Origin of the sequence: Streptomyces bambusae (genome assembly GCF_019400985.1) — a bacterium.
In the GTDB taxonomy this organism is placed as follows: domain Bacteria; phylum Actinomycetota; class Actinomycetes; order Streptomycetales; family Streptomycetaceae; genus Streptomyces; species Streptomyces bambusae_A.
Genome location: NZ_WTFF01000230.1, coordinates 1 through 12122, shown reverse-complemented (window position 1 = coordinate 12122; position 12122 = coordinate 1). Strand labels below are relative to the sequence as shown.

Below are 12122 nucleotides of genomic sequence, written 5' to 3'. Positions count from 1 at the left end.
GTCATCGCCGTGCGCCCGCCCGGCGCTCCCGCCGGCGGGCCCGCCGGCGCCGACGCGGTCGCCCTGCGCCGGCTGCGCAGGCTCAACACCGTTGCGGCGACCGCCTTCATCATCGGCGGAGCGCTGTTCGCGGCCGGCGCCGCAGTCGCCCAGTTCGGCTCCGGCGACGCCACCACCTGCGCCTCGATCTACTTCGCCGGCGGTCTCTTCTTCAACACCGGCGGCTTCGTCTCGCTGCTCCAGGTCGTCAACAGCCCCCGCCACGTGCCCGGCGGCGAAGGCCGGCTGGTCACGCCCGGATGGCGCTGGTGGAGCTACGAGCCGGACCGGGTGGACTGGCTGAGCGCGTTCGTCCTCTTCGTCGGCACCCTGGTGTTCGCCGTCGACCTGCTGGACTCCTTCCTCCAAGGACTGACCGTCCAGCAGATCAACCGGCTGATCTGGGCGCCCGATGTGATCGGCTGCGCCCTCTTCCTGATCTCCGGCCACCTCGGGTTCGTCGAGATCTGCCACCGCCCGTGGCCCTGCCTGCGCTGCCGAAGTCTCGGCTGGTGGATCGTCGCCGTGAACCAGCTCGGCTCCGTCCTCTTCATGGTCTCGGCGCTCGCCGCCTTCACCCGGCCCGCCACCGGCATGCTGATCAGCACCGACGTCGCCAACTGGGGCACCCTCCTCGGCGCCGCCTGCTTCTCCCTCGGCGGTCTCCTCCAGCTGTACGAACACCCCTGACGACCTGGCGCGTTCGGCCTCCGCCGCGCTCTCACCCCCTCTCGCCCCTCTCGCCCCTCTCGCCCCTCTCGCCCCTCTCGCCCCTCTCGCCCCTCTCGCCCCTCTCGCCCCTCTCGCCCCTCTCGCCCCTCTCGCCCCTCGCACCGCCTAGCATCGGCGACCATGGGGACGTACATCGACGGACTGATCGAAGCGCGTACGGCGGGCGGGGCCTGGGAGATGAGGGTCGACCTGCTGGACTTCGACCTGTGGAAGGCGCGGGAGGCCCGCGAGTGCCTGTTCGGCTACGGCGGGGCCCTCGGCGTGGACCGGCCGCTGTTCGACCGGCGCGGGTGGCCCGAGGACTGCTGCGAGCAGGTACCGAAGGAGGAGGACGAACTCAACCACAGCCACTCGTACGCGACGTGGGCCGAGGTCGCCGCAGTCGACTGGGACGCGCCGGTCTGCGACCGCCCCGACGGGAACCGACTGGGCGTGTGGCGGCCGGGACCGGACGGCGAGCTCGTCCTGGACGATGTGGTCTGGGCCCCGGTCGAGGTGCTCGACGCGGCGGAGGAGCTCTTCGGCGAGGACCTGTTCCCGTCCGAATGGCCGCCGGGAGGCGAGGTGCGTCTGGACGGCGCCGTGTACCGACCGGTGGTCTACACGGCCGGCATCATCGTTCCGCCGGACGGCCGTTGGGCCCCGGTCTGGGCGTCGATGCGTGCGCTGGCGGCCGAGTACGGCGACGAGAACGTCCGCCTGGTGGTCTGGTTCGGCTGAGCGGCACCAGGCCAGGACCGCCGCCAGCACGTACGGCATCGGACGCGCCGTACATCACGCGCGATCCGACGTGGTGCGCCTCCCCGGCGAGGGGCGAGCGGGGTCTCGGAGGTGACGCGTGGCGCCTTGACGAGGGTCACGCGTCAGGGTTGAGGGTGATGTGGGGGGCGAGGGCGGTGAGGAAGTCGGGGGCGTCGAAGATCCGGCCGGCGGAGGCGACACCGGTGGTGCGGATCCGTCCGGTCAGGATGCGTTCGAGGGCTTCGACGACCAGGGGTGCGGTGACGGCGTAGATGTCGCGGCCGGCGGCGACGGCGCGGCGCTCCACGCCGCCGGAGCGGACGATCGCGTCGACGAGGAAGGTCTGGTCGGAGCGGCCGAGCTCGTCGGTGGCGGCGGGGGTGGGGGTGCCGGACGAGGCGACGTCCCGGGCGGCGTCGACGGCCATGTGGGTGTGGACGTCACGGATCGACAGGTGGTCGGTGACGGTGACGACGTCAGCCATGGTGAACTCGGTGACGACCGGGCGGGGGCCCATCGGGGCGGGGAAGGGCCACTCGGCGGTGGTCGGGGCGTCGGTGCGGCGCTGCCAGGCGCCACCGCTGTAGCGCAGGCGGTACTCGCCGCGCCGTTCGCGGGAGACCGCGCCGGACAGGCGGGTTCCGGCGGTGGGGTGCCAGTCGCTCAGGCCGTAGGCGATGTGGGCCTCGTCGGCGTGGGTCCAGTCCCCCATCGCGGCCGTGACCAGGAGGTCGCCCAAGCCGCCGAAGAACGCCATCGCCGGGACGACGATCGCCTTCTCCTCGCGGGCCCGGTCGGCGTAGTGGGCGAAGGTGTCGAGGTTGGCCTCGAGTTCGGCGGCCACGTCCAGGTACGGGATCCCGGCCCGCAGGGCCGCCTCGATCACCGGGCCGGCCGTCGAGGCGAACGGGCCCGCGCAGTTGATCACCGCAGCCGTACCGGCCAGCGCCCGGTCGAGCGCGGCCGCGTCGTCGACCGAAGCCGGGCGGGCCCCGTACCCGGTCGCGTCGGCCAGGGCGGTCAGCTTGGCGGTGTCGCGGCCGGAGAGGACCGGCAGGTACCCGCGGGCGGCCAGCTCGGCCACCACGAACCTGCCCGTATGTCCGTACGCGCCGTAGACCGCCACCGTGTTGTGCGCCTTGCTGTGCGCCGTGTCGTTCACGAAACCGTTCCCGTCCCTCGCATGTGCTGTACGACCGGGCTCCGCCGTCTTCCCTCGGCGGGCCCGTGCGCTGTGTCGGGCCTCATCCTGGCCGGGGCGGGTCGGCCCCCACCAGTGTCCGGAACGACATGGGACGTACAGTTCCCGACATGAGAAGCGTCGCGTTGGCCGTCACCGACGGCATGCTCCATTTCGAGTTGTCGCTGGCCTGCGAGGTCTTCGGATCGGACCTGACCCATCTGGTCGACCCTTGGTACCGGTTCTCGCTGTGCGGGTCGGGACCGGTGGCCGTGGACAGGTTCCGGCTCGAGCCGGACGAGGGGCTGGACGGGCTGGCGCGCGCGGACACCGTGATCGTGCCGGGCTGGGCCGACGTCGACCGCGACCCGCCGGTCGAACTCGTCGACGCGGTACGCGCCGCCCACGACGGCGGAGCACGCGTGGTGTCCTTGTGCACGGGCGCGTTCGTCCTGGCCGCCGCCGGACTCCTCGACGGCCGGCGCGCCACCACCCATTGGGCCCACACCGGCGAACTGGCCCGCCGTCACCCCCGTGTCACCGTCGACCCCGACGTCCTGTACGTCGACAACGGCAGCGTCCTGACCTCCGCGGGGAAGGCCGCAGCGATGGACCTGTGCCTCCATCTGGTCCGACTCGACCACGGGACGGCGATCGCCAACACGATCGCCCGCCGGCTGGTCGTCCCGCCCCACCGCGACGGCGGCCAGGCCCAGTTCGTCCGTACCCCCGTTCCCGAGCCCGGCAATCATCCCTTGGCCGAACTCCTCCCCTGGATCCTGGCCCGCCTCGATGCACCCCTCACCGTCGAGGACCTCGCCCGGCAGGCCCGTATGAGCTCCCGCCACCTGACCCGGCACTTCAAGACCGTCACCGGCACCACGCCCCTGCAGTGGCTGCACATCCAACGCATCCGCCGCGCACAGGAACTCCTGGAGGGCACCGACGCCACCGTCGATGCCATCGCCACCACCACGGGGATGGGCACCGCCGCCACACTCCGCCGGCATTTCAACCGCACCGTCGGCGTCCCGCCCGACACCTACCGCCGCACTTTCCGCAACCACGGACACGCCAACCCCGAGGGCCGACGACCGGGTGGTTGACGGCGTCGCTCCCGTCACCGGCCGGGGGCTCGCCGAACCGGTTCACCGCTTGGAGCAGCTCGCCCTGCACCGCCACGGACGCCGGACCGGTGCCGGGGCCGGGGCCGTGGCCGTCTCCGTGGCCGTCTCCGTGGCCGACGGGCGCTGCTGGACCGGGTGAGGTGCGCCGGTCAGGCGGCGAAGCTGCGGTTGCCGGTGAGCGACCACACGGCGGAGATCCGGCCGTCGGTGACCGCGAACATGTCGATGCCGCTCTTGACGACGACGTCCTTGCCGCTGTCGCCGTCGCGGTGGACCTCGTTCCACCGGCAGGCGATCTCACCGCGCTCGGAGTCGACCAGCGGTGGGGCGTCGGCGGCGAACGTCATGCCGGTGAGGGCGAGGCTGTTGGCCGAGATGAACGCGGTCAGTTCGGCCTGGCCGAAGGTGGCGGCGGAGCCGGTGCCGTCGAAGTCGTCCGCGAAGTACAGCCGGAAGCCGGGGGCGAGGATCTGCTCGGCGAGGGCGACGTCTCCGTTCCAGAGTGCTGCCCAGCCCTCCACCAGCCGGGTGCCGGCCTCCCGGGTCAGCGGTGCGGAGTCGGTGGTGGGGGTCGTCGTCACAGACATGGGTGCCTTCCCTGGTCGGTTCCTGGTCACTCAGCCTCCGAGCCTGGGGCGACAACCCCCTGTCGGTGTTTAGCCCTCCGGGCGGCGGCTCAAGCGAAACCGTAGAGCTCGTCGAGTGCGACGAAATCCCAGCCGAGGGTGTCCAGTTCGGACAGGTCCACCGGGCGCGGCTCCGCCGTCTCCTCCAGCGCCCGCGCCTCCCGGATGCGGTCGAGGCGGAAGCCTCGCACGGCGGAGCGCAGCCGGCACCAGCCGATGAGGTACCAGTGGTCGCCTCCGAGGAAGCCCAGGGGTTCTACGGCGCGGTCGGTGACCTCGCCCTGCGCGTCGGCGTAGCACAGGTGCAGCAGCCGGCGGGTCGAGAGCGCCTCGCGCAGGGTGTGCGGGAGCTCGGACGGCCGAACGGGGTCCACCGCGACCCGTACCCGGCCGGCGAGCTCGCGCGCGGCCTGACGATCGCGCTGCGGCATGACGGCGAACACCTTGTGCAGCGCCGAGCGGGCGTCCGCGGCGAACGGTGTCCCGGACAGCCGGTGCAGCGCGACGGCCAGGGCCGCCGCCTCGGCCGGGGTGATGGTCAGGGGCGGCAGGGTGTGGTCCTTGTCCACCACGTACCCGCCGCTGCGGCCCGGTTCGGCGTAGAGCGGCACACCGGACTGCTGCAGGGCGCTGAGGTCGCGCTCGATGGTGCGGGTACTGACGCCGAAGCGCTCGGCGAGCCACCGGGCGCTGCGCGGCCGGGGCGAGACCGCGCGTAACTCCTCCACCAGGGCGTACAGACGCTCGGTACGGTTCACAGCCAAGGACCGTAGCCGATGCCCTGGGCGCCGGACCATGGCGGATCCGGCCGGTACGCCGAAGAAGCACGATCGGCGCCCGGTCCGGGAAGCACCATCGGCGCCCGGTCCGGGTGGGAAGTCCAGGCGGGAAGTCCAGGTGGGAACAGGTGAGGCGGTGCCGGTGCTCTGGCCAGCGCCGGGCAGATCGTCATTTAAGATTCAAGGCGGCCGCTGGGCTGCGGATCGTCGCTGTGCGCGACGGCTGCGGAACGGTCGGGTCGGCCGGTCGAGGAGTGCGGCCGGGGTCAGGGCCGTGGTCCGGATGGGGACCACATGACGCTGATCATGAAGATTCCGGGGAGTCACGTGACCGCCGGTGTGCGTCTCAGCGGTGTGGGGCGCCGGGCACACCCGCCCACGAACAGAAGACGCCCAGGGAGAGTGAGGTATGCCGGTGATCTGCGTCGGAGGCATGATCGGAATCGGCAAGACGAGCGTGGCCGAGCTGCTCGCCAAGGAGCTGGGCAGCGAGGTCTTCTACGAGAGTGTGGAAGACAACCCGATCCTCCCGCTCTTCTACACGGCGAGCCCCGAGGAGATCCAGGCGAGGCGCTACCCCTTCCTGCTCCAGCTCTACTTCCTGCAGACGCGGTTCGCCGCGATCAAGGAGGCGTACAAGCAGGGCGACAACGTCCTGGACCGGTCCATCTACGAGGACTGGTACTTCGCCAAGGTCAATCACGACCTGGGCCGGATCAGCTCCCTCGAGATGCAGGTGTACGAGGGGCTGCTCAATGAGATGATGCGCGAGATCGACGGCCTGCCGTACCGCAAGGCACCCGATCTCATGATCTATCTCAAGGCGGACTTCGAGACGGTGCTGCACCGTATCGGGCTGCGGGGCCGCGATTTCGAACAGGACGAGAGCCTGGTCGAGTACTACCGGACTCTGTGGTCCGGCTACGACGACTGGGTGCACAAGCACTACTCGGCCAGCGAGGTCCTCGTCATCGACATGAACCACACGGATGTGGTGAACAGGCCCGAGGACGCGGCGCGCGTGGCGCAGGAGGTCAAGGACGCCCTGGCGGCGGTCGGGCACCGGGCCTGAACGACCGCCGGCACCCCTGCGCCGGCCATGTGGTGCCGGCCGGTCATGTCGTGGAGGGGGTCAAGGGTGACCAGCGCTGCTGCGGCCGTGCAGCGCCGGTCTCCGGACGGACCTGAACAAGCCCAGGAGGCGCCCTGATGCATCCCGATGTGAAACAGCTCACCCAGCTGGTTCCCCCGTCGACGAGGCGCAGCCCGCGGGCGTGGCCCGGGGTCGAGGCACGACTGGGTACCGCGCTGCCCGAGGACTTCAGGGACCTCGTCGACATGTACGGCGGCGGAGTCTTCGACGAGACGATCTGGGTTCTGGAGCCCGACTGCGCCGACCCCGACTACGACCTGCTGGCCATGAAGGACGAACGCGCCGAGGTACTGGCCGGCCTGTGGGAGATCGGCGAGCCCCGCCCGGAGCAGCTCGCGGCCGAAGGCACCGGCCTGCTCCCCTTCGCCTACATCGAAGGAAGCGGCGCCTACCTCTACTGGCTCACCGACACCGGCACACGGCCCGAAGACTGGACCGTCCTGGCCAACGCCGGCCGCGGACCGGAATGGGAACACCACCCCATGAACGGCACCCGCTTCATCCTCTCCGTCCTCACCGGCGCCACCCGCTCCGGCATCCTCGCGATCCCTCCCACGGGGGACCACACCTTCGACTCCAACAGCGACATCTTCGAAGGCTGACCCACCCCCCAGCCGCCGCCGTCCGGAGATGCGGTCAGGTAGACGGCGTGGCCGCGACGGGCATCGACACGATCACCGCCGAGGCGGGCGTGGCGAAGATGAGCCTGTACGACAACTTCTCCTCGAAGGCCGATCTGGCGATGGCCTACCTCGACGCGCGGCACGAGGAGTGGCTGGGCCTGTACCGGCGCGGCTGGAAGAGGCCGGGGACGGTCCGGGCTGGAGGGCGCGGGTACGCGACTGGAACATTGCGACTTCGCCGACGTGCCCCCGGAGAAGATGACCCGCGCCCAGATGCAGGAACTGGCCGCCCGCTACAACGGAGGCCCGTACTACAAGGACCCCAACGCCCAGCGGTACGGGGACCAGTTCAACGACCACGTCGACCAGGCGAAGGAGGCCCTCGGATGACCGGGGAGGGAAAGCGGACCGGACGGCTGGGCACGGCGGTGTGCGCCGTGCTGCTGGCGGCCGGCTGCCTGCTCGCGGCGTACGGGGTGTGGTTCGCCTACACCTCCCTGCCGGCGAACGGCGACTGGGGCCCGGAGGAAGCCGCCGCCGCACGGCACGCCGCCGTCTTCGCGCTCGTGCTGTCAGCCGTCCTGGGGCTCTTGGCCATGGTCTTCGTCAAGGCCGAATGGCTCTCGCGCCACTGGTACGCAGCCCCGGCCCTCCCGGCCCTGGCGGCACTGCTCAGGCTGACGCTGCTGACGCCGTGACCGCCGCGCGCCGGCTCCTTCGAAGGTGCCCTCCCTCGTCTGATCCTCCCTCCATCGCCTCCCCCTTCACACGTCCCGGACCGCTCGTACGAGCACAGAAGTTCGGGGTGCCTCGCGTACAGGACACGGAGGTGTCGGTGACGGCCTGCTCCGCTTGACTGCGAGGTGGCGGGACCGGTAGTCACGTGCCAGCACCCGCTCATGGTGCTGATCGGGGGGAGTACGCGCATGATGCCGCTGGGACCGGGCGATCCCACGTCCGTCGGCGACGGCCGCTATCGGCTGACGCACCGGCTGGGCCAGGGAGGCATGGGAGTGGTCTATCTCGGCCGCTCCCCGTCCGGCCGGGCCGTGGCCGTGAAGGTCGTACGTCCCGAGCTGAGCACCGAACCCGGTTTCCGGCGCCGGTTCGCCGACGAGGTGGAAGCGGCGCGGCGGGTCGGCGGCTTCCACACCGCCCCGGTCGTCGACGCGGACCCCGAAGCCGACCCGGCGTGGCTGGTGACGGCCTTCGTCGCCGGGCCGACCCTCGCCGCGGTCCTGGCCCGGGTCACCGCCCTGCCCGTGGACACGCTCACGGTGCTGGCCGCCGGTCTCGCCGAGGCGTTGGAGGCGATCCACCGGGCGGGAGTGGTGCACCGCGACTTCAAGCCGGCGAACATCATCATCGCGGAGGACGGGCCGCGGGTCATCGACTTCGGCATCGCGCGAGCGCTGGACGGAACGACGCTGACGCAGACCGGGATGCAGGTGGGCACGCCCGGCTTCCTGTCGCCGGAGCAGCTCACAGGGGGGACGGTCACGCCCGCTGTGGACATGTTCGCCCTCGGGGTGGTGCTCACCCAGGCGGCGGGCGGCGCCCCGTTCGGGGACGGGCCTGCGACGGCCCGGCACTTCAAGGTCGTGTACGAGGAGCCGGACCTGAGCGCCGTCCCGGGCGAGCTGCGCGAACTCATCGCGGACTGCCTGTGCAAGGACCCGGCGGGCCGGCCTTCCCCGGGGGACTTCCTGCGCCGGCTGACGGTCCGTCGACCGGCCGGGGAGGGCTGGCTGCCGGACGCCGCGACGGCACTGCTGCCGCGGCAGATCCCGGGGGCGGACGGGGCCCCGGGCCTGCGTCCTCACGACCGGGGGCCTGATGGCCTGGGTCCTGATGGCCTGCGTGCTGACGGCCCGCGTGCTGACGGCCCGCATGCTGGTGACCTGCGTGCCGACCCGCATCCGGACCCGGTGCCCGTCCCCTCGGCGACCCTCCTCGCGGGGACCGACCCCCAAGGGACCGCCCCGGACGCGGCCGGTCCGGCCGGGGACTCCGGGGGTGGGACAGCCGTGGCGGGCCCAGCCCCCGCCTCCCCCCGAACGCCCACCACAGGGCGGCGGTCCGGGCGTGGCGCCGCGTGGGGCGTGGCAGCCGCACTGCTGGCGCTGTCGGCGGTCGGGCTGCTGCTGTGGCGGCCGTGGTCCGGCCCCGCCGACGACGCCAAGGGCGGGTCGGACGGTCCGGCCGCCTCGTCGCCCGCCGGCTCCACCGGCTCCACCGGCCCGGACGGATTTCCCACCGCGCCGATACTGATTCGGCAGGACGCCGCCCAAGGCGGGCCGCAGGCTTGCCACAGCGTCATCGCCCGCCGCGACCCCGGAGCGGCCGCGCCCGTACGACTGACCGCCGCGGACGTCTGTGCCAGCCTCCCCCACTGGTCCCCCGACCACCGGTCGTTCGCCTTCACGCAGACGACCGCACAGGGCGCGTCCGCCGTCTGGACGGCCGATGCCGACGGTTCGAACCCACGGCGCGTCGCGGCCATCGCCGGCGGCCGGGTCTCCTGGTCGCCCGACGGCAAGCGCCTGGCCGTGCTCCGCAAGGTGGGCGACGTACAGCAGCTGTTCGTGGTGAACGTCGCGGACGGCTCCGCGCGTCAGCTGACGACCGGCCGCGGCCAGGTCGAGGACCCCGCATGGTCACCCGACGGACGGCGGATCGCCGTCTGCCTGGAGGTCGGCAAGGACAACTGGCAGATCCATGTGGTCGATCCCGAAGCGGCGGAGGCGACGGCCCCGCAGCAGGTGACGGGGTTGCCGCATCCGGCTCTCGATCCCGTGTGGTCGGCGGACGGCCGTTCGTTCGCGTACACGGCCGGGACGTACGGCCGGGGGACACAGGGCGACATCCGTCTGGTCGGCGCCGACGGGACCGGCGACCGGGCGCTGGTGGCCACCGAGGCCCACGAGATGGACCCTGCGTGGTCGCCGGACGGCACCTGGCTGGCCTTCGTCCGGGGCCCGTACGAGGCACCGGTGATCTGGGCCGTCCGCGCCGACGGCACGGGTGCCCGCGCCGTCACCCCCGACTCGGCGAACGAGGGCCACCCGAACTGGCGCTGACGGCCGTGCTTCGACCCCGGCTGATCACCGGGTTCCCGTACTGCGGAGACGAGACCTGCGGCTTGACCTTGACACGGTGACAAGGCTTTCACTGTCGCCGAGGAGGTGGTCCCGGTGATCACGCGAGATGAGGGGACGAGCGGGATGCGAGCGCTCCGAGCGCTCCGAGCATTGGAGAGCGGCAACCCGTCGGTACGGCTGCGGGCGGCGCTGGCGCTGGGTGGGGCCGCGGACCCCCGCTCCGTCGACACGCTGATCGAACGGTGCGCGGTGGAGCCCGAGTTCTTCGTGCGGGACATGCTGACGTGGGCACTGACCCGCCACTCGTCCTCGGCTACGGTCCCGAAGCTGGTCGATGCCCTTCGCTCGGAGCGCCCGCAGGCCCGGAGCCAGGCCCTGCACACGTTGTCCAAGATCGGGGACCGGCAGGCGTGGCCGGCGATCACGCGGGCACTGCTGACCGACGCCGACGAGGAGGTGGCGCGGAGCGCCTGGCGGGCGGCGGTCGTCCTGGTGCCCGGAGGTGAGGAGACCGGGCTGGCCGGGGTCCTGGCGACGCAGCTCGGGCGGGGAGGGCGCGAGACGCAGTTGAGCCTGAGCCGGGCGCTGGTCGCGCTGGTCGCGCTGGACGAGGCGGCCCTGCCGATCCTGCGTACCGCGATGACGCATCCGACGCCGGTGGTGCGCCGACACGCGATCGCCACGGACCGGCTGGTGCGGGATCCCGATGCGGGATTCGAGTTCGCCGTCGAGGAAGCGAAGCGGATCATGGTCGTGGGCGCGAGCGGTCGTGAGGAGTGAGCGGCAGTGTTGATCGGTGATGTGGCACTACGGTGCGGGGTCAGTGCCCGCATGCTCCGACACTACGAGTCGCTCGGCCTGCTGCAGCCGACGGGGCGCACCGAAGGGGGATATAGGAAGTACTCCGGTGAGGACATCCGGCGCATCTTCCACATCGAGAGCCTGCGGTCCCTGGGACTGCCGTTGCGGGATGTCGCACGGGCGCTGGACGATCCCGGCTTCACGCCTTCCGAGCTCATCGACGACCTGGTCCGGCGGACGCGGGAGCGCATCGAGGCCGAGACGGAACTGCTCACCCGGCTCGGGCGGATCGGTGCGGCGGAACCCGCGCGCTGGGACGACGTGCTCCGCACGATCGCGCTGCTGAACGCCCTGGGGTCGGAGAGCGCCGGGAAGCGGCAGCGTGCGGCCCTGTCCGCGGCCGAAGGGAGTGCGGTGCCGGTGGGAGCCCTGGTCGAGGCCGCGTTGAACGAGACGGATCCGAACGTCGCCGGCGCCCTTCGCTGGGCACTGGCCCGGTCGGGCAGTGCGGGCTTGGCGTTGCTGGCGGAGGGTTTGGCGTCGTCGGTGGCCGAGTCGAGGAGACGCGCCGTCGAGGCCGTCGCCGAGATCCCGGATCCGGAGGCGACCGCACTCCTGCGGGACGCCCTCGCCGACCCCGACGTGGTGGTCCGTGGGCGTGCGGCTCTCGCGCTCGGGGCACGGGGAGTGGCCGATGCCGTCCCGACGCTCACCGACATGATCGTCGAGGAGGCCAACGACGTCGACGCGGCCGACGCGCTGAGCGGGCTGGCGCACGACCGCTCGTCGGCGGACCGCATCGTCGCCGGGCTCCTCGACCGCCTCGGCCACGACACCGTAGGACCGCCCGCCCGGCTGCGGCTGACGCAGGCGCTCGCCGACATCCCCGGGGACGCGGCCTCGCGCGCGCTCGCGGAACTGTCGCACGACGAGGACCGTGCGGTCGCGCTCACCGCGGCCTACGTGATCGAGCTGCGCCATGCGCGGCAGCGGAGCCCTGCCGGCCCGGGGCGCGGCGGCCGGACGTGCGAGAATGCTCGGCCGGGAGTCCCGACCGAGCGTTCTCGTGCGTCTGCTGCGCTACCGGTGGCTCAGTACCAGTGGTTGGCCTGCCAGAAGTTCCAGGCGCCGACCGGGGAGCCGTAGCGCTCGTTCATGTAGTCCAGGCCCCACTTGATCTGGGTGGCCGGGTTGGTCTTCCAGTCCGAGCCCGCCGTGGA

The 12122-nt window shown here is 72.1% G+C and carries 13 protein-coding genes and 3 pseudogenes; 12 read left to right on the top strand and 4 right to left on the bottom strand.

Annotated features, from left to right (window positions below):
• Both GPJ59_RS26035 and GPJ59_RS26030 read left to right on the top strand, forming a co-directional pair.
• Nucleotides 1-729, top strand: a 729-nt coding sequence (locus GPJ59_RS26035) for a hypothetical protein (RefSeq protein ID WP_219670130.1), incomplete at its 5' end; no start/stop codon positions are given.
• A gap of 162 nt (nucleotides 730-891) precedes the next feature.
• Nucleotides 892-1491, top strand: a complete 600-nt coding sequence (locus tag GPJ59_RS26030) for a hypothetical protein (RefSeq protein WP_219670129.1) — start codon at nucleotides 892-894, stop codon at nucleotides 1489-1491.
• Between the two features lie 136 nt (nucleotides 1492-1627).
• On the opposite strand, the gene GPJ59_RS26025 is transcribed toward GPJ59_RS26030, so the two are convergent.
• Nucleotides 1628-2674 (bottom strand): saccharopine dehydrogenase NADP-binding domain-containing protein, encoded by a 1047-nt coding sequence (locus tag GPJ59_RS26025; RefSeq protein WP_308120489.1) that lies wholly within the window; start codon nucleotides 2672-2674, stop codon nucleotides 1628-1630.
• Between the two features lie 149 nt (nucleotides 2675-2823).
• Here GPJ59_RS26025 and GPJ59_RS26020 point away from each other — a divergent pair, with 149 nt between their 5' ends.
• Both GPJ59_RS26020 and GPJ59_RS26015 read left to right on the top strand, forming a co-directional pair.
• Nucleotides 2824-3798 (top strand): helix-turn-helix domain-containing protein, encoded by a 975-nt coding sequence (locus tag GPJ59_RS26020; RefSeq protein WP_219670128.1) that lies wholly within the window; start codon nucleotides 2824-2826, stop codon nucleotides 3796-3798.
• On the top strand, nucleotides 3791-3958 hold the full coding sequence (locus tag GPJ59_RS26015) for a hypothetical protein (protein WP_219670127.1): 168 nt from the start codon (nucleotides 3791-3793) through the stop codon (nucleotides 3956-3958). The genes GPJ59_RS26020 and GPJ59_RS26015 overlap by 8 nt, the downstream gene beginning before the upstream one ends.
• Nucleotides 3959-3968: 10 nt before the next feature.
• Here the strand turns inward: GPJ59_RS26015 and GPJ59_RS26010 are convergent, their stop codons facing one another.
• Together GPJ59_RS26010 and GPJ59_RS26005 are read right to left on the bottom strand one after the other, a co-directional pair.
• On the bottom strand, nucleotides 3969-4406 hold the full coding sequence (locus GPJ59_RS26010; RefSeq protein ID WP_219670126.1) for a hypothetical protein: 438 nt from the start codon (nucleotides 4404-4406) through the stop codon (nucleotides 3969-3971).
• A gap of 89 nt (nucleotides 4407-4495) precedes the next feature.
• A complete protein-coding gene (locus tag GPJ59_RS26005) occupies nucleotides 4496-5203 on the bottom strand; it encodes a helix-turn-helix transcriptional regulator (RefSeq protein WP_219670125.1) in 708 nt (235 codons plus the stop codon).
• Between the two features lie 430 nt (nucleotides 5204-5633).
• On the opposite strand from GPJ59_RS26005, the gene GPJ59_RS26000 reads away from it, so the two are divergent.
• The 8 genes and pseudogenes from GPJ59_RS26000 to GPJ59_RS25970 all read left to right on the top strand — a co-directional run.
• Nucleotides 5634-6296 carry a deoxynucleoside kinase gene (locus GPJ59_RS26000; protein ID WP_219670124.1) on the top strand — a complete coding sequence of 221 codons (663 nt, stop codon included), beginning with the start codon at nucleotides 5634-5636 and terminating at the stop codon, nucleotides 6294-6296.
• A 137-nt stretch (nucleotides 6297-6433) separates the two neighbouring features.
• Nucleotides 6434-6979: an SMI1/KNR4 family protein gene (locus tag GPJ59_RS25995; RefSeq protein ID WP_219670123.1), complete on the top strand. Its 546-nt coding sequence runs from the start codon at nucleotides 6434-6436 to the stop codon at nucleotides 6977-6979.
• A pseudogene (locus tag GPJ59_RS25990) lies at nucleotides 6976-7170 on the top strand (TetR/AcrR family transcriptional regulator); the annotation flags it as partial. The gene GPJ59_RS25995 and the pseudogene GPJ59_RS25990, both read left to right, overlap by 4 nt.
• 88 nt (nucleotides 7171-7258) lie before the next feature.
• Entirely contained in the window at nucleotides 7259-7390 is a 132-nt protein-coding gene (locus GPJ59_RS37790) for a hypothetical protein (RefSeq protein ID WP_258024920.1), read from the top strand.
• On the top strand, nucleotides 7387-7698 hold the full coding sequence (locus tag GPJ59_RS25985; RefSeq protein WP_219670132.1) for a hypothetical protein: 312 nt from the start codon (nucleotides 7387-7389) through the stop codon (nucleotides 7696-7698). The genes GPJ59_RS37790 and GPJ59_RS25985 overlap by 4 nt, the downstream gene beginning before the upstream one ends.
• Nucleotides 7699-7926: 228 nt before the next feature.
• Nucleotides 7927-10080, top strand: a complete 2154-nt coding sequence (locus GPJ59_RS25980; RefSeq protein WP_219670122.1) for a protein kinase domain-containing protein — start codon at nucleotides 7927-7929, stop codon at nucleotides 10078-10080.
• Between the two features lie 144 nt (nucleotides 10081-10224).
• Nucleotides 10225-10881 carry a HEAT repeat domain-containing protein gene (locus GPJ59_RS25975; protein ID WP_219670121.1) on the top strand — a complete coding sequence of 219 codons (657 nt, stop codon included), beginning with the start codon at nucleotides 10225-10227 and terminating at the stop codon, nucleotides 10879-10881.
• A 6-nt stretch (nucleotides 10882-10887) separates the two neighbouring features.
• Nucleotides 10888-11889 (top strand): annotated as a pseudogene (locus GPJ59_RS25970) (MerR family transcriptional regulator); the annotation flags it as partial.
• 104 nt (nucleotides 11890-11993) lie between these two features.
• Here the strand turns inward: GPJ59_RS25970 and GPJ59_RS38665 are convergent.
• Nucleotides 11994-12122: pseudogene (locus GPJ59_RS38665) on the bottom strand (lytic transglycosylase domain-containing protein); the annotation flags it as partial.

Excerpts from the sequence above, each read along its gene's own strand:
- GPJ59_RS26030 (WP_219670129.1), top strand. The coding sequence starts at position 892 with ATGGGGACGTACATCGACGGACTGATCGAAGCGCGTACGGCGGGCGGG.
- GPJ59_RS26020 (WP_219670128.1), top strand. The coding sequence starts at position 2,824 with ATGAGAAGCGTCGCGTTGGCCGTCACCGACGGCATGCTCCATTTCGAG.
- GPJ59_RS26010 (WP_219670126.1), bottom strand. The coding sequence starts at position 4,406 with ATGTCTGTGACGACGACCCCCACCACCGACTCCGCACCGCTGACCCGG.
- GPJ59_RS26000 (WP_219670124.1), top strand. The coding sequence starts at position 5,634 with ATGCCGGTGATCTGCGTCGGAGGCATGATCGGAATCGGCAAGACGAGC.
- GPJ59_RS25995 (WP_219670123.1), top strand. The coding sequence starts at position 6,434 with ATGCATCCCGATGTGAAACAGCTCACCCAGCTGGTTCCCCCGTCGACG.
- GPJ59_RS37790 (WP_258024920.1), top strand. The coding sequence starts at position 7,259 with ATGACCCGCGCCCAGATGCAGGAACTGGCCGCCCGCTACAACGGAGGC.
- GPJ59_RS25985 (WP_219670132.1), top strand. The coding sequence starts at position 7,387 with ATGACCGGGGAGGGAAAGCGGACCGGACGGCTGGGCACGGCGGTGTGC.
- GPJ59_RS25980 (WP_219670122.1), top strand. The coding sequence starts at position 7,927 with ATGATGCCGCTGGGACCGGGCGATCCCACGTCCGTCGGCGACGGCCGC.
- GPJ59_RS25975 (WP_219670121.1), top strand. The coding sequence starts at position 10,225 with ATGCGAGCGCTCCGAGCGCTCCGAGCATTGGAGAGCGGCAACCCGTCG.